Origin of the sequence: Clostridioides sp. ZZV14-6154, assembly GCF_020657785.1 — a bacterium.
GTDB lineage: Bacteria > Bacillota > Clostridia > Peptostreptococcales > Peptostreptococcaceae > Clostridioides.
Window position 1 is genome coordinate 132,502 of record NZ_JAGWCY010000005.1, and the last position, 16,481, is coordinate 148,982.

Below are 16,481 nucleotides of genomic sequence, written 5' to 3' on the forward strand. Positions count from 1 at the left end.
CAAAATTTATAATGTTATTATTATGTAAAATAATATTTTACTTTAAATTTTCACTATAAATAAAAAATGAACTCCAATAAGCTTATACCCATCTACGCTTATTAGAATTCATTTTTTATTTATATTATCGATTATTAATAACATATTATTTTGATTAAGTAGATTGATATTATAATCAATACTTTTATTCTATATAAATATCTTTATCAAAACTATCGCTGATACAACTTGTACTGTTCCTACAAATAAACCATATAAAGAAACTGCTTTACCTTGTCTTACTAAGTCTTTTACATTAACTTTTAATCCAATTGCTGCTAGTGCTATTATTTCAAATTTATTACTTATTTCTTTGCACAATACAGATACTTCTTTTGGTATGATATTAATTGAAAAAAGTGCACAAGTTATGAAAAAACCAATTACATACCATGGTATATTTATTTTTTTCTTTTTTATTTCATCTTTTTCTTCTTCAATAATTTCACTGTTAGACTTATTTTTCAAATGACCAAATACTAAAACAACTACAACTAAGAATATTACTCTCATTATTTTGAAAATAGTTGCTAAATCCTTTACATTTTCCCCAACTATAGCTCCACTTGCCACAACTTGACCAATTGATTGTAATGTACCACCTATCATTGCTGATGTTTTTACAAGTTCATGACTATATAAGAATTGAGATATTATTGGAAGTAAAAACATAAGAAATATACCAGTAACATTTACAATAGTTATTGCTATTCCTTTTTCTTTGTCTGTAGCATTAACTACTGGAACTGTTGCTGCTATAGCAGAAGAACCACATACTGCATTTCCACTTGCCATAAGAAATCTAAAGTTTTCACCAAAACCTAGCTTTTTACCTATATAAAGTGCTGATACTATTGTTATTGTCATTTGTAATATTATAAACAATATACCTGAAATCTTTAAATCTATTAGAGTAGATATACTAAGTGTTGCTCCTAATAATACTATTGAATATGATAGCAAATCTGTTTCTGAAAATTTATAACCCTTTTGAAATACTTTCTGGTTTAAAAATAAATTTCCTACAAACATACCCAAAAATATAGAGATTGATGCTGCTCCTACCTTAGGTATTAATGTCGAAATAAATATACTAATATAACCTACTAATACTGATACAAACAATCCAGGTAATATTTCTTTTATATTCTTTAATGTAAAACTACTTTTATTTTTTAACATAATATACCTACCTTCCAATTAATATAGTTTTCTTTACAATAATAGTATATAATTGTAATAACCATAAGTAAAATAAATATATAATATCGTAATGATTAATATTTTTAATGATTAATGTATATATTACAATTATCTGTAAGTAACTTATAAAAAATACAAAATTTTTGTTATGCAAAGGAGATATAAAAAATTGTTTGAAGAATTAAAAACGTTTGTGGCTGTTGTTGAATATAAAAATTTCACCAAGGCTGGTGAATATCTAAATTTATCACAACCAAGTGTAAGTAAACATATTAAAAACTTAGAAAATTACTTTAAAGTTGTGCTTATAAATAGGTCTATTAAACAGAAAACTATTTTTATCACAGAAAGTGGACAAATATTATATAAAAGAGCCAAGGAAATACTAAATCTTTTAAGTGTTACATATCATGATGTAAATCAGGTTTCAGATGCTATAACTGGACGTTTAAAGATTGGCGCAAGTTTAACTATTGGAGAATATATTCTTCCTAATTTTCTTGCACTATTTTCTCAAAAGTATCCTGACATAGATATAGAAATTTTCATAGAAAATACATCTATTGTATCTTCTCATGTTAAGGATTATATTTTAGATATTGGACTTATCGAAGGGACTTGTTCTTCACCCACATTTATGCAAGAATATTTTTTTGAAGATAAGATGGTTTTAGCACTTCCATATAATAGTCCTTTATTAAAAGATTTTAGTTTTGATAAGCTTCAAAATCAGAAATGGATAGTCAGAGAAGATGGTTCTGGTACTAGAGATTATTTGGATATGTTTTTAAGTGTTAAGGAAATTATTCCAAAAAGTATGATGGTCTTTGGAAGTAACTATGCTGTCAAAGAATCAGTTAGAAATAATTTAGGGATTACAATAGTATCTAATCTAGTAACAAGCTTACCTGTTTTAAATAACGAACTATCTGTTATAGAACTTGGAAGCAACTATAACAGACATTTTTCATATATCTTTCCAAAAGATATAACTTTATCAAAAGCAGCAAGTATTTTCATTGAAGAGTTAAAAATATTTAGTAATTTAAATAGCATTGAAGATTAATATAATTTAAAACTAACAATAATTATAAGTTTTTTGAGAATGTTTATAGATTTGTGTAAATATATTTTTTCCTACTCAATATTACTGGAAATTTCTGATTCCAGTAATATTTTTATTCTCAAAATATCAAGTAAATAATTATTTATACATTTTTTGTTTCTTTCCTTCTCATATTCAATAACTATATTTTTTAATGTTTCAATTATATTTTTTTTATATAATCCACCATGACTAAAAACTATTTCCTCTATATCATAGTTACTTAATTTCTTAATAGCTTTTATCAATTCTTGCTTGTCACTATGCATTACATCAACTGGTCTAAGTTTACCATCTTTTATCTCTAATAAATCTCCAGCAATAAGTACTTTAGATTTCTTTAAATAAAGACATATATGACCCCTAGTATGACCACCTGTGTGTATAACCTCTACTTCTTCACTTAAATGTAAAACCTCATGGTTATTTAAAGATACATCTACTGTAGTATATGATGACTTAAATCCAAGTTTTATAGCATTTAACATATCAAGCATTTTGTCATTAAGATTATCTATCTCTTGCTCTAATATGCAAAGTTTAAATGGCGTTTCCTCACCTGTTATATAGTTAACTTCACTTTTGTATGCATATACCTTTATATCATTTTTAGATTTTTCTCTTAAATATTTTATATTTCCTATATGGTCTATATCATGGTGAGTTATTATGATATTTTTTAATTTATTAAAACTTGTATTACTCTTATTAAGAGCATCAATTATTAACTCTCCTTGACCTGGAAGTCCAGTATCAACAATGGTTGCCTCATCTTCTGTATAGATTACTGGAATATATATAACTTTACCCTTACCTAATATACTTGATGGAATTTCTAAAATATCTAATCCTTTTTTCAAATTCATAATATTTCTCCTTATAATTATTGAGCTAGAGGTAACTTTAATCAAAAAAATTAAAAAACATAGATTATCCTCTAGTTACATTATGTTTATTAAAAACTATTAAAACCTAGTATATCACTGAAACAGAGAGATTACTCGACTTGATTTTTTTGTTATTTTATGATATAGTAATTAATATAAAAATAAGTAATATCAATAGTTATAGCTATTAAAAATATTTTTTAATTCATATTTTATATATTATAAGATGGATAATTCTAAAATTAAATTAACATTGAATTTCAAACCGCTCTTAGTCATATTTGAGTGGTTTTTATTTTAGATAAAACGTGAAAGAGTTATTAAAAATCAAACATGACATAACAGAAGAAATTTTAAATACTGCATATGTATTAGAATTTTTAATTTTATTTATCATTCTCATGTTATAGCTATGAGTATTTCCCTTAAACTTATGCGTTCATTATTTAAGTTAACATAAAAAAAGATTCTACAAGCTTTTTATGACTTTTAGAATCCTTTTTATATTATAACCTATCCCAATAAATAATTATCCCTTTTCCTATTTACTATTTAATTACAAAATTTATTTATAGCATTGGTACAATAATACCAGCTACCACTATAGAAATCATACAAGCCATACCACCAACTACTAGCTTAGGCATTATTTTAGACATCAAATATGCTCTTTCTTCTTCTGTTTCTCCAGTGGCATTACATACTTCATTTGAAATCAAATATGTTGTTGGGAATCCCAGCATCTGGCAAAATCCTACACCAAAGGCAAGAGGTTTAGAACCAATAATTTTCCATCCAGGTAATACCTTCATTGTAATAAATATACCAATAATAGAAACTGCAAACATACCTACAATTGGTACAAAAAGACTAACTAAATCTGTCAAAGAAACCTTCGCTAAAGAAAGAATAACAGCCACAAACACAACCATGTTGATAAACCCCTTTATTTTTCCTTTTTCTAAAATGTCTTTTGGTACAATACCAATACGCGTTACAAGAACACCAACAACAAGACATACAATCGAATAATTCATATGAATAATCTCTGAAAACTCATATCCTAAATAAGAGAATATAGCTATAAAAAATATACAAACATTTGTAGAATAATATTTATCATATTTTTCACAGAAAACTTGTTTTGCTTTTTTTGCTGTACCTTCTGTTTCTTTATTTTCACCACTCACATTTGCTAAATCAATTCCTTTTCCTTTTGCTTCATGATATTCTATTAAAAGACGGTTGGCTTCCTGTAGTGCAGCTCTAGAGGCAATTGGTGTACCAACAAATTTCTGAATTGCAAATACAACTGTTGCTGTAGCTGCTGCAAGTGTCAATCCTTTTTCTAACGCTTCCTGCGTCATAATAATGGTAGCAGGTAAAGCCCCATTTATAACTGGTATACTTGTCAATACTGTTGCTTTTCCAAACAGAGGAATACACAATGAAACACAAATGATAACTGCCAAAATTCCAAGCCATGCTGTCAACACAGTTCTCCATTCGTCTATGAACTGTTTGACATTCAACATTGTTCCCATACTGAACATAATCATTGGAACACTCTAACTTGCCACTGCAGTCATACCTGCTTTTTCAATAATATCTGCTGGTATCACTTTTGTGACAAAGAGAATCAAAAATAAAAGTAATGTGACAAATACAGCAGAAACTTTTGCTTTTGTTTTACTTGCAATTAAATCTCCAATAGCAAACAAAACTAATACAACACTAAACCATAATAACATTTCACTCATAAAATAACCCCCTTATTATAAATATCTTTCAAACCAATCTACAATGGCATCAGCACGTACAATTCTATTAGATGGTCTGCCATTTCTAGACAATCCATGTGTATCTCTATGGAATAAATACATTTCTGTATCTACACCAAGCTGTTTTAATGCTGTGAACATTTGGAAAGTATCTCCCATAAAACATCTATAATCTCTATCGCTATGTAAGAACAAAGTTGGTGTTTTAACATTTTTTACATATTTAATAGGCGAATGATTCCAAAGAACTTCCTCATGATTCCAAGGTGTCTTATCACCACAAGTTTGCTTCATAATTCTATCACCAAAGTCAATAATCAAAGACGCTGTAACTAAGTTACTAATACCTCTTTGAGAAGCAACTGCTTTGAAACGGTCTGTATGGCCAATTATCCAGTTTGCCATATAACCACCATAACTTCCTCCTGTCACACCTAGGCGGTCTGCATCAATACCAGGATATTTTTCAATACAGGTATCTACAAATTCCATGAGATGTTCATAATCAACATAACCCCATCTTTCTACCATCTCCAAGAATTTTTCACCATATCCATCGCCTCCATGAGGATTACAGTAAATAACATACATTCCTTTTGACGCTACACACTGTTTCAAATGTATAAACATATAACCATATGCCCATTTAGGTCCACCATGGATAAATAATACAGCTGGATATTTTTCACCTTTTTTAACATCTACAGGTGGTATTACAAAACCATCTACTTCCTCTCCATTTTTTGCCACAAATGTTAATTTTTCAGGTAAAGATACTTTATGACTATCTAAGTATGATTTAGAAAAAGTAGTCATTTTTATCATTTCTCCTGTTGTCATATCAATGCTGTATATTTCTGCTAATTCATAGTCTTTCAACATAACTACATACATTGTGTTGTCATAAACATCAAAAGAGGTAAAAGCATCTACTTTTGTAATAATGCGTATATTACCTGTTTTTGTGTCAAATTCATTAAACTCTGTCATAGTTCTGCAAATTCTTGCACCAATAAACTTATCTCCTATAACTTTATTACTCTACGCCCACCACCATATACAGCATCTACATCCAATAATGTAGCATACATACCATCTGTGCTTGCAATCATATTAATTTCACCATTCTCCAAGTTAAGCATAAAAATATCATGGTTCTGTGTAATAGAACGGTCTAATGTAGAAGCCTGCAACATTACTTTATTTTCACCAACATATTTAGCCAAGCTAATTTGATACTTTCCCTGTGGAACAAGTTCTTTTGTTTCTCCAGTTTCTAAATGATACTCCCAAAGACCAGAAAAAGGTGTCGCACAATCTTCATAAATCTGACCAATATATAAAATTCTTTTTTTGTCAGAAGAAACATCTAAACTTGCTACATCACAATATTTTGGTGTAATAGCTTTTGTTTCATTTTTTCCTTCTTGATACAACTCTAAAGTAACACGTCTTCTTTGAGAAAAATTTTCTCCATCTCTTATAAAAGGTTTATCTGTAAATGTCCAATAGTCCACACCTTCTACCGCTCTATCTGGTTCTGATTTTTTAGCATCTGTTGGATTTTTTGTCATCAATAACCACAATTTATTTCCCAATGATACAGGTAGACCACAGGCTTTTGGAATAGAAAATGCTCTTTTTGCTTCTCCTCCTTGTATAGAAATAGTGTAAAAATCTGTTGTACCTGCTTTTGGTTTATCTCTTTTTGAAGTAAAAAATAATTCTGTATTAGAAATCCAGCTAAATGCTGTTACATCTCTTGTTTGAGTTAAATGTATTTGTTTCTTTGTTTTTATTTCCATAACATATAAGTCATGTTCATAACAATCTTTTTCCTCATTGATATTTGATATAATATAAGCAATATACTTTCCATCAGGGGAACAAGAAATATCATGAGGAAATAAATATTCATAAATATCTGAACTTTCAATTTTTAGTTTTTCCATTTTTATATTCTACTCTCTTTACTGCTCTTTTTTAACATATATTGAAAACCAATTTAACATTTCTACGAATCTTTGCAGTTTTTGTTTTGGTCCGCCAGAACGTGATAACTCATGATTTTCTCCTGCAAAAAGACAAAGTTTTGTAGGGCATTCATGAATTTTCAATGCAGAAAACATCTGGAATGCTTCTTGCATATAGCAACGATAATCTTTTTCCCCATGTAAGAATAAAGTTGGAGTAACACATTTATCAGCGTAAGCAAGAGGAGATTGTTTCCATTGAAGCTCATGATTTTCCATGTGAGAAGCTCCTGTTTGCCCTTTGCAGAAATAATAACCAATGTCTGTTGTACCCTCCATACCACTCCAGTTTGCAATAGAACGTTGAGCACAAGCAGCAGCAAAACGATTTGTATGACCAATTATCCAGTTTGTCATAAATCCGCCATAGCTTCCACCTTCTACAGCTAACTTCGTTTCATCAATATCAGGATATTTTTCAAGTACAGCATCTGTAAACTCCATAAAATCTATGTAATCAATATCTCCAAATTGTTTTCTAATATCAGCAAAATCATTTCCTCGACCTTCGGAACCTCTTGGATTACAGAAGAATACAAAATATCCTGAACTTGCAAATACCTGTATTTCATTCATAAAATATGGTCCATATGTCAATCTTGGCCCACCATGAATTGCCAATATAGCTGGATATTTTTTTCCTACTTCATAATCTACTCTGGTTTAAATACATATCCTTGTATTTCCCAATTAGAACTTCCTTTTGATTCCATATATTCTGGTTCAGAAATTTTATATTCCTGTAGAATATGTTCATTCAAATATGTTTTCTTGCATAAAGTTTCATTTTCTACTGTATAAACTTCAGGTAATTGATTTCCTGTACAAGCTACACATACAATATTGCCATCTTTCACATCGATAAAATCAACAGAGCCTGTTTTTGTAACTTTTTCCTGTTTTCCTGTTGGAATATGTATTCTCTCAATAATGCAGTCCATATTTACTGTAGAAGTATAATAAATATATTCACCATCTACTTTTATTGTCTGCCCTGTACCTATTTTAATATCAGATGTTATTGTATTTCCTATACAATGATGTTGATGTTCTGAAAGAAGTTTCATTTCTTTTGTATCAATATCAATGGTATAAAAATCTCCATTTTCGCCATTACCATAAGACAAAGCATCTGTTAAATTTAACACTGCTTTATTTTTATATAATTCAAAACCTTTTATAATATAATTATCTTTTTCTAATATACAAACATTTGTATTATTCTTAGTATCAAACACATAAACTCCAATTTTTAAACCTTTTACATTTTCAAATTCCTGTCCTACATATAATATTTTGCCATCATTTATTTTCATACCTACCACATTAAACATTGGGACTGTAATTGGCTTTAATTCCTTTGTATTATTGTTATATAAGTACAGGCGCTTTCTTTTCCTACTAATATATCCTTCACCATTGACAGCATAAGGAATTTCCTTAAAGTGTTCATATTGTCTTTTATTATAAGCATTTATTTTTTTCTGCTGTTCTTCTTCTGACAATCCTTCCATAGCAGGTTGGTCATTATCATAAGAATCAATTACTGCATACAAACCTTTTCCTATAGGATTCAATTTACCACCTTTGATGGGTAATCTAAAAAGTTCTTCTGCTTCTCCACCATGTAAAGATAAAGCATAGTAACTCATACATTGCTTGCCATTTTTAATATCTTCTTTTACTTTTTCATTTCTCAAAGTAGGGAACAAAATCGTATTTTCATTTTCCCAAGCATATGCTCCTACAGAATCTATAGAAGTTATTTGTTTCAATTCTCCACTTTTATTGTCTAATACATAAAGTTGGCTTGTGTAACCATTCTCTTTGATATCAGCTTTCTTTACAACAAAGGCTGTATATCTTCCATCTGGAGACAGTTGGCAGTCACTGATAAACTGAAATTCCAAAAATGTTTCACTTGTAAATAGCTTTTTCATAGTATTTTCTATCCTTTCTGTAATAATTTTATTCAAAATTCCTTTCAAATTTTTTATTTTAAATTTAAAATTTTTTATTTTTTTAGTATTCATAATTTGACGTATAACCATTTTTACCAATTGTGTCTACTAAAAAAGCTGTAGATAAATTTGTTTTACACAGATTTACTCACAGCCTCAATTTTTTTCTGAAAATTTTCTAAAATCTACTTTCAATTACTTTTATCATATAAAAAAGAGTCTGATTTATAGGAGTTGGTATGTTATACTTTCTTCCAAGTTCACAAATATTCTTAGAAAACATATCTACTTCTGTAAGTCTATGAGCCTCTACATCCTGAAGCATTGATGTTCTACCTTCTCTTGAATGTTCTAGTATTCTATGTAATGAATTTTCTACATCATCTTCTGTAAGACATATACCTTTTACTTGAGCTATATCAACAACTTCTCTCATTGCAGATTTTGCTAACTCTCTTAGATATTCAGAGTCTTGAAACACTCCATAAGAAGCTCCAAGTATAGCTGAAGTTTGATTTACCCCAATATTAACCATGTATTTCCACCACATATCTCGTTGAATATTTTTTGATAATACATATTCTATATTTACACTATCAAAAACTTCAGTTATTATATCTGTTTTTCTATCTTCACTATTATCTTTATTTCCAAATACAATTATTCCATCTGTAGTATGTATAATATTATTTTCTATTTTTTTTGCATCTATATTTGTTACATATGAATATACCATTTTTTCAATTCCAAATCTTTCTCCTATTATCTCTTCACTATTAACTCCATTTAATAAAGACATTATTACTGTATCTTTTCCAACCAATCCATCTAACTCTTCTATATTTTCTTTTAGGTTATTGTATTTTAAACCTATAATTATAAAATCAGCTTCTTGTTTATATTCATCTTTAGTTATATAATCGAAGTCATATCTTTTTCCATTTATTATAAAACCATCTTCTAAATATCTTTTTTTTCTTTTTTGGTCACAAAGAATTTTAAAATCATATTTAGAATTTAAAAATTGTTCTGCAAAGGTAGCTCCAACAGCACCAACACCAAAAAATACAACCTTTTTTTGATTTTTCTTTAATTGATTACTCATACCGAAACCCTCCCCAATATATATAATAATTTTTTATTTTATAATTATATTGTACTGCTACTAGCTACTGTTTTGTAAATATATTTTCAACAAAAAACAGCTAGCCTTTTAAATGAAAGCTAGCTGTTTATTATCTCTTATTTATATATTTAAATTGATATTTTTTTAGTCAAAAAAATTTGTATTTCCTCAAATAATGTTAAATTTAATTAATTAGTTATTACATTCCTAATTCTTTAAACTCTCTACTTCCAGGTTTAACAACTGGTAATTTTCCCTCTTTACATAAAGGACATTCACCAGCTTCATAAACTTGAATATCAAGTTTTACTGCACTATATATAGGCATACCTATATCATGATTAGTTCTATCAGCTATACAGGCAACACCTATAACTTCTCCACCTAATGCTTCTAATACTCTTTTTGTTTCCATAGTTGACTTACCAGTAGTAACAACATCTTCAGCAATTATTATTTTTGCACCTTTTTTAACTTCAAATCCTCTTCTTAACTCCATTGTATTATCTTTTCTCTCAGTAAATATAGCTTCTTTTCCTAACTGTCTTCCTAACTCATAAGAAACTACTACTCCACCCATAGCTGGCCCAACTACTAAGTCTATACCTAAATCTTTAATTTGTTCAACAACTGTATTTAATACCTCAGCTGCATACTCTGGGAATCTTAATAACTTTGCACATTGCACATATCTGTTACTGTGTTTTCCTGAAGATAATAAAAAATGTCCCTCTAATAATGCATCACTTTTCTTTAATATATCTACTACATCTACTTTACTCATATTATTTTTTCCTCCATGTTAATATTATATTTATTTTAATTTATATTATTTGATTTAGTTATACTTATTTATCATACCTACACTGACTTATATAATTCCTCTTATTTCTTCTAAACTCTTTATTCCTTCTCTATCCATAAATTCATTGATTCCATCTATTATCTCAAGACCAATTTTAGGATTCATGAAATTTGCAGTTCCAACTTGAATACAAGTAGCTCCTGCCATTATAAATTCTATGGCATCTGTAGCTTTAGTTATTCCACCCATTCCCATTACTGGTATATTTACATTTTTACAAACTTCATGTACCATTCTAAGAGCTATAGGCTTTATAGCTGGTCCAGATAATCCAGCATATACATTTTCAAATACTGGCTTTCTATTTTTTATATCAATTGCCATTGCTTTAAAAGTATTAACTAAAGATACTCCATCAGCACCTTCTTCTTCACAAACTTTTGCCATACCCACAATATCTTCAGCATTAGGCGATAATTTTATTACTAGAGGTAGTTTAGTTACGTTTCTTACCTCACGAACAACTTCTCTTGCCACTTCATTTTTTATACCAAAAGCCATTCCTCCTGCTTTGACATTTGGACAAGATATGTTTAATTCAATAATATCTACAGGCTTGTCATTTAACAGCTTAACCCCAAGTAGATAATCTTCTAATGTTCCGCCTCCAACATTAGCAATTCTAACTAAATCTAACTCACTGAAGAAAGGAAGTTCACTGTCTATAAATCCTTGAACTCCAGGATTTTCAAGTCCAACACTATTCATCATACCTGATGGTGTCTCATGAACTCTCATACCATTATTACCAGGTTTTTTATTTAAAGTAAGACCTTTACTACTTATCCCACCAAGTTTTTGTATCTCATAAATTTCATTATATTCTCTTCCAAATCCAAAAGTCCCAGACGCCATTATTACTGGATTTTTAAAATCAATATTTCCAAATTTTATGTTCAAATTAGCCATTAAAAATCACGTCCTCTCCCCAAAATACTGGACCATCTTTGCAAGTTTTTTTGTTTCCTTTAGTAGTCTTACATGTACATACTAAACATGCTCCTACTCCACATGCCATATGATTTTCAAGTGACACCATAATCCTTGTTTTAGTACCTTCTACCATTTTAACCAATTTTTCCATCATTGGAGTTGGCCCACATGTTAATATATAGTCATATTTTTCTACATCAATTATGTCTGTTACAAACGTATTTCCTACTGTTGTATATACCTCATTACAAACTTCTTTATATTCATTTTCTAATATAACATCTTCTCTAAATCCAAGATAAGCATCGCAGTCTTTTATATTTTTAGCAACTAAATACAATGGTGCTACACCGATTCCACCACCTACTAGAGCTACTTTTCCATCAACTTTACTATATCCATTTCCATAAGGACCTTCTAGCTTTATAGTATCATTCACTTTTAGATTACTAATAATTTGAGTTCCTTCTCCTACTGCTTTATAAAGAAAAGTTATACCTTCTTCATCTATATCATGTATACTTATAGGTCTTGAAAGTACTGGATAAGTATCCCATGCTCTTAGCATATAAAATTGCCCCATCTTACCTTCAAAAGTACCTTTTACTTTCATTCTATACATATCTTCACCTATGTATATATTTTCTAGAATTTTATACATCCCAAAATCTCCTTTACTTTACTATTATATAATGTAACTACTAGCCTTCATTTATACCTAGAAGCTTTATTATTAATGCCATTCTAACGAACATTCCATATTTAGCTTGCTTAAAATAAACAGCTCTATCATCTGTATCTACATCAACATCTATTTCATTTACTCTTGGTAATGGATGCATTACTAACATACTTTCAGATGCTTTTTCTAATTTAGCTTTATTTAAAATATAATAGTTTTTCAGTCTTTCGTATTCTGATTTATCTTCAAATCTTTCTTGTTGAATTCTAGTCATATATAAAACATCCAAACTTCCTATAATATCATCTAAATTATTAGTTTCATAGTAAGCATGTCCCTTTATAGCTTCTTTTATATAGTCTGGCATTTTTAGTTCTTCAGGTGCTATAAATACAAACTTAGTATTTTTGTATCTCGCCATAGCCTTAACTAAAGAATGTACAGTTCTTCCATATTTTAAATCACCACATAATCCTATTGTGTGATTTTCTAAAGTTCCTTTTAATGATTTTATAGTAAGTAAATCTGTAAGTGTTTGGGTTGGATGCTGATTTCCGCCATCTCCTGCATTTATAAATGGTACTTCTGTGAATTTTGATGCTTCTGTAGCTGCACCTGATTGAGGGTGTCTCATAGCTATTATATCAACATAACCAGATACTATTCTCATCGTATCACCTAAAGTTTCACCCTTTGATGCAGATGATGAGTTTGGCTCTGAAAAACCTACGACACGACCTCCTAGTCTGTTCATAGCAGATTCAAAACTTAATCTTGTTCTTGTTGACGGTTCATAAAATAATGTAGCTAATAGTTTACCTTCACATATATGAGAATATTTTGACGGATTGTCAATTATTTTTTGAGCTAATTCTAATATTTCATCTATTTCTTCTATTGAAAAGTCTTCTGGTTGGATTAAATTTCTTGATTTTAACATCTTTCGTCCTCCTTTTTTAGCCTCTCTGAACTAAAATTAAAAGTATTTTTGTACTGTTAGTAGCTTATCACCTTTACCTTATCCTGTCAAGGTATTGCGCAAATAATCATTATCTGGAAAGAATACTATTTAATAGTAATATTAATATAAATCCACATCAAAATTTAAGATAATGCAAAAAACTCTATATTGCATTTAACATATAATCATTTTAGATTTCCTGATTAAATTAAATATAATATAGAGCATTTGTATTTATGTATTTATCAATTTATTATAGTACAAATCGATTATAAGATTCTTTTTGCTGTAACAAATCTTGCTGTATAGTATGCTGAATTTATACTAGTTACACGAACTGTTTTTCCTGTTGATGGTGAATGTATCATATTACCTCCACCTACATATATACCAACATGACTAACAGAACCAGAACCATTAGTTGTAAAGAATACTAAGTCTCCTGGCTGTAAATTTGCCTTACTTACAGTTTGTCCATAATTAGATTGTGCCTTAGATGTTCTTGGTATCTTCTTTCCTACTGCATTTCTGTATACATATTGTGTAAATCCTGAACAGTCAAAAGTATTTGGCCCTTCTGCTCCCCAAACATATGGGCAACCTTGCTTAGAATAAGCCAAATTAAGCACAGCTTGAACTGCATTAGAGTTAGCTGTTGGCACATTTGAATTATTATTTTGTTGATTATTATTTGTATTGTTTTGTTGATTGTTATTTGTGTTTGTAGAATCTCCATTTTGAGTAACATTTTGGTCTACTTGTGGCTCTTCTATTACTGGAGCTTTATCAGTTAGATAAGAAGATTTTACATATCCTTCTGTTTCTCCATCTTTAACTTTTAACCAATCTCCATTTTCCTCTAAAACCAATAAAGAGCTTCCTTTTTCTAGCTCCCCAATTACTTCTGAATTTTCACTTTTATCTTTTCTTAAGTTTACTTTATCAGCATTAGTATATCCTACCCCTTCAGATATATCTACATATCTAGTAGCCAACCAACCTTCGCCATCTTCAACTTTAACTTTAACCCATTCTCCTTGGATTCCTAGAACTGTAAATTCGTCTCCAGAATAAGCTATATTTTGAACTTGACCTTCTTCTCTTATCTTTATAGCTACTCCATCTTTTATTCTTGCAACTTTATATTTTACTTCTTTATATTCGCCTAAATTTAATTCAGTATTTGTTTTATCATCTTTATTTTGAGATGAATCATTTATTTCATCTGCATTTACAATTGAACTTACTGATAATGCCATAACTGATGCAAATACTGGTATTAATATCTTTTTCTTCACGATAAACCTCCTAAAATTTTCCCATAATTATCTTATGATTCTATTTTATAGGTGAAGTGTACCTAAGGATAAAATACTAATACACAATACATTAATAAAAGCTCTATCTGTAACTTTTTTGTAAACCTCTTTATATAACTTTTATAGTATCATTATATTAATAAATAATAATTAATTAGCTTATCCAATATGTCACCTAAATATACATTATTTACTTAATTATATAATATGAGTTTGTAAAAGTAAAGAATTTTGTACCTTTTGAAGCTAAAGTACGCATAAATATTGTTTTATGTGTTTTTTTGTGCGTTTTTATGTATCGTATATTTTTTAATAAAACTTCTATAAAGTTAGAAATATAGTGAATTTTTTAACTTATTCTAAATAAAAAGTCACTCATATAAAAGTGACTTTTAGATTATAGTTTTTTCTAAATTTACTTATGGTTCTACTAATACATCATAAAATTCTACCACAATCTCAATTCTATCAGAATCTTTAGGAGTTAACCCTATACTTTCACAGTTTTCTTTATGATCTCTTCGCATACCTTCAGGAGCATCTGCATATGTAAATGGTATGGTTGAAACTGTCATAGAAAAAATGTTTCCTGTAACTTTTACATCTTTAGGCAATATATTCAAATCAATGATACTAGTTAAGCTAATCTTTAAAAAAGTAATAGAAGATAATAAGCATAAAATTAATGCCATTAAAATACCATTTTTATATTTTTCATTAAACATATCCATTATTCTTTTTTTAATATCAGATTGTTTATGTAATCCAGCCACAAATTTATTTGAAATATTTGAACCTCTTCTCATTGCATTTATAATTGTTAGAGCATAATCTTTTTTTTCTTCTTCACTATGGTTCTTTAAGACTCTTTCATCACAATAAAGTTCACAATCTAAATCTATATGTTTGTCCATTATATATACAAATGGATTAAACCAATATACTATTTTTAAAAATATCATTACATACTTTAAACAAAGGTCTTTACTCCTAAAATGCATAAGTTCATGCCTAAAAATCCAATTGAGCTCTTTTAAATTATAGTCATGTGGTGGCAAAAGTACACATGAATTAAAAAATGCTGGTGTTTCAACTTCATAAGAATACTTTAGTTTTATATCTTTTGTTATATTAAACTCTTTTAATATATCTTTATAAAGATTTATCATTTCTTCATCCTCAACATCATAGGATAAATCATTTATTAAGTTTTTAAGTTTTATGTATTTAAATATAGTATAAATTAAATATATTGCTACAGTTATAATCCAAGCATACAATAAGATGTTATTCTTTAAATTTGAAATATTATTAAAGCCCTCTAAATTTATGTTATTAATATTGATATTTTCTTTGCTTCTCAAGATATTTATTGTAAAGGTATAGTATGTAAAAGGTAGCAACAGCTTAATAACAACTATCATCCATATGTAATAATTAAATTTTTTACTAAATCTTTTGAATACATTTTTCTTAAAAATCAATATCAGAAAAATACTTAAACTACTTACTATAACAGTTCTAAAAATCCCATTTAGAATTGAATTAACCATATATTTTCACCTAACTTATTTATTAGTATTTTG

At 28.6% G+C, this 16,481-nt stretch carries 16 protein-coding genes; 1 reads left to right on the forward strand and 15 read right to left on the reverse strand.

Annotated elements, in window-relative coordinates; translation table 11 throughout:
* Positions 1-189: 189 nt before the first annotated feature.
* Positions 190-1,221, reverse strand: a complete 1,032-nt coding sequence (locus KGF45_RS12460; protein WP_227842656.1) for a putative sulfate exporter family transporter — start codon at positions 1,219-1,221, stop codon at positions 190-192.
* A 190-nt stretch (positions 1,222-1,411) separates the two neighbouring features.
* On the opposite strand from KGF45_RS12460, the gene KGF45_RS12465 reads away from it, so the two are divergent.
* Entirely contained in the window at positions 1,412-2,308 is an 897-nt protein-coding gene (locus tag KGF45_RS12465; protein WP_227827820.1) for a LysR family transcriptional regulator, read from the forward strand.
* A 71-nt stretch (positions 2,309-2,379) separates the two neighbouring features.
* Here KGF45_RS12465 and KGF45_RS12470 read toward each other — a convergent pair whose 3' ends face one another.
* The 14 genes from KGF45_RS12470 to KGF45_RS12535 form a co-directional block, all read right to left on the reverse strand.
* Entirely contained in the window at positions 2,380-3,213 is an 834-nt protein-coding gene (locus tag KGF45_RS12470) for an MBL fold metallo-hydrolase (RefSeq protein WP_227842657.1), read from the reverse strand.
* 590 nt (positions 3,214-3,803) lie between these two features.
* Positions 3,804-4,787, reverse strand: coding sequence for a permease (locus KGF45_RS12475; RefSeq protein WP_227842658.1), 984 nt, complete (start codon positions 4,785-4,787; stop codon positions 3,804-3,806).
* A 15-nt stretch (positions 4,788-4,802) separates the two neighbouring features.
* A complete protein-coding gene (locus KGF45_RS12480; protein ID WP_227827823.1) occupies positions 4,803-4,994 on the reverse strand; it encodes a hypothetical protein in 192 nt (63 codons plus the stop codon).
* A 15-nt stretch (positions 4,995-5,009) separates the two neighbouring features.
* The gene (locus KGF45_RS12485; RefSeq protein ID WP_227842659.1) at positions 5,010-6,005 is read right to left on the reverse strand and encodes an alpha/beta hydrolase family protein; all 996 of its coding nucleotides are present in this window, start codon (positions 6,003-6,005) and stop codon (positions 5,010-5,012) included.
* A gap of 35 nt (positions 6,006-6,040) precedes the next feature.
* A complete protein-coding gene (locus KGF45_RS12490; RefSeq protein ID WP_227842660.1) occupies positions 6,041-6,967 on the reverse strand; it encodes a hypothetical protein in 927 nt (308 codons plus the stop codon).
* 18 nt (positions 6,968-6,985) lie between these two features.
* Positions 6,986-7,669 (reverse strand): prolyl oligopeptidase family serine peptidase, encoded by a 684-nt coding sequence (locus KGF45_RS12495; protein ID WP_227842661.1) that lies wholly within the window; start codon positions 7,667-7,669, stop codon positions 6,986-6,988.
* Between the two features lie 32 nt (positions 7,670-7,701).
* Complete coding sequence (locus KGF45_RS12500; protein WP_227842662.1) at positions 7,702-9,081, reverse strand: hypothetical protein; 1,380 nt, start codon at positions 9,079-9,081, stop codon at positions 7,702-7,704.
* 106 nt (positions 9,082-9,187) lie between these two features.
* Positions 9,188-10,114, reverse strand: a complete 927-nt coding sequence (locus KGF45_RS12505; protein ID WP_227827826.1) for a ketopantoate reductase family protein — start codon at positions 10,112-10,114, stop codon at positions 9,188-9,190.
* A gap of 220 nt (positions 10,115-10,334) precedes the next feature.
* Positions 10,335-10,919, reverse strand: coding sequence for an orotate phosphoribosyltransferase (gene pyrE / locus KGF45_RS12510; RefSeq protein WP_227827827.1), 585 nt, complete (start codon positions 10,917-10,919; stop codon positions 10,335-10,337).
* 87 nt (positions 10,920-11,006) lie between these two features.
* Complete coding sequence (locus KGF45_RS12515) at positions 11,007-11,909, reverse strand: dihydroorotate dehydrogenase (protein WP_227827828.1); 903 nt, start codon at positions 11,907-11,909, stop codon at positions 11,007-11,009.
* On the reverse strand, positions 11,902-12,594 hold the full coding sequence (locus KGF45_RS12520; protein ID WP_227827829.1) for a dihydroorotate dehydrogenase electron transfer subunit: 693 nt from the start codon (positions 12,592-12,594) through the stop codon (positions 11,902-11,904). The genes KGF45_RS12515 and KGF45_RS12520 overlap by 8 nt, the downstream gene beginning before the upstream one ends.
* A gap of 40 nt (positions 12,595-12,634) precedes the next feature.
* On the reverse strand, positions 12,635-13,555 hold the full coding sequence (pyrB, locus tag KGF45_RS12525) for an aspartate carbamoyltransferase (RefSeq protein WP_227842663.1): 921 nt from the start codon (positions 13,553-13,555) through the stop codon (positions 12,635-12,637).
* A gap of 290 nt (positions 13,556-13,845) precedes the next feature.
* Complete coding sequence (locus KGF45_RS12530; protein ID WP_227842664.1) at positions 13,846-14,874, reverse strand: NlpC/P60 family protein; 1,029 nt, start codon at positions 14,872-14,874, stop codon at positions 13,846-13,848.
* Positions 14,875-15,314: 440 nt separating this feature from the next.
* Positions 15,315-16,448 carry a M56 family metallopeptidase gene (locus tag KGF45_RS12535; RefSeq protein ID WP_227827832.1) on the reverse strand — a complete coding sequence of 378 codons (1,134 nt, stop codon included), beginning with the start codon at positions 16,446-16,448 and terminating at the stop codon, positions 15,315-15,317.
* Between the last annotated feature and the right edge of the window lie 33 nt (positions 16,449-16,481).

Bases quoted from the DNA above. Each gene is read 5' to 3' on its own strand.
- pyrE (WP_227827827.1), bottom strand. From the start codon at position 10,919: ATGAGTAAAGTAGATGTAGTAGATATATTAAAGAAAAGTGATGCATTA.
- KGF45_RS12470 (WP_227842657.1), bottom strand. From the start codon at position 3,213: ATGAATTTGAAAAAAGGATTAGATATTTTAGAAATTCCATCAAGTATA.
- KGF45_RS12520 (WP_227827829.1), bottom strand. From the start codon at position 12,594: ATGTATAAAATTCTAGAAAATATATACATAGGTGAAGATATGTATAGA.
- KGF45_RS12535 (WP_227827832.1), bottom strand. From the start codon at position 16,448: ATGGTTAATTCAATTCTAAATGGGATTTTTAGAACTGTTATAGTAAGT.
- KGF45_RS12515 (WP_227827828.1), bottom strand. From the start codon at position 11,909: ATGGCTAATTTGAACATAAAATTTGGAAATATTGATTTTAAAAATCCA.
- KGF45_RS12490 (WP_227842660.1), bottom strand. From the start codon at position 6,967: ATGGAAAAACTAAAAATTGAAAGTTCAGATATTTATGAATATTTATTT.
- KGF45_RS12485 (WP_227842659.1), bottom strand. From the start codon at position 6,005: ATGACAGAGTTTAATGAATTTGACACAAAAACAGGTAATATACGCATT.
- KGF45_RS12500 (WP_227842662.1), bottom strand. From the start codon at position 9,081: ATGAATACTAAAAAAATAAAAAATTTTAAATTTAAAATAAAAAATTTG.
- KGF45_RS12505 (WP_227827826.1), bottom strand. From the start codon at position 10,114: ATGAGTAATCAATTAAAGAAAAATCAAAAAAAGGTTGTATTTTTTGGT.
- KGF45_RS12460 (WP_227842656.1), bottom strand. From the start codon at position 1,221: ATGTTAAAAAATAAAAGTAGTTTTACATTAAAGAATATAAAAGAAATA.
- KGF45_RS12480 (WP_227827823.1), bottom strand. From the start codon at position 4,994: ATGAGTGAAATGTTATTATGGTTTAGTGTTGTATTAGTTTTGTTTGCT.
- pyrB (WP_227842663.1), bottom strand. From the start codon at position 13,555: ATGTTAAAATCAAGAAATTTAATCCAACCAGAAGACTTTTCAATAGAA.
- KGF45_RS12475 (WP_227842658.1), bottom strand. From the start codon at position 4,787: ATGTTCAGTATGGGAACAATGTTGAATGTCAAACAGTTCATAGACGAA.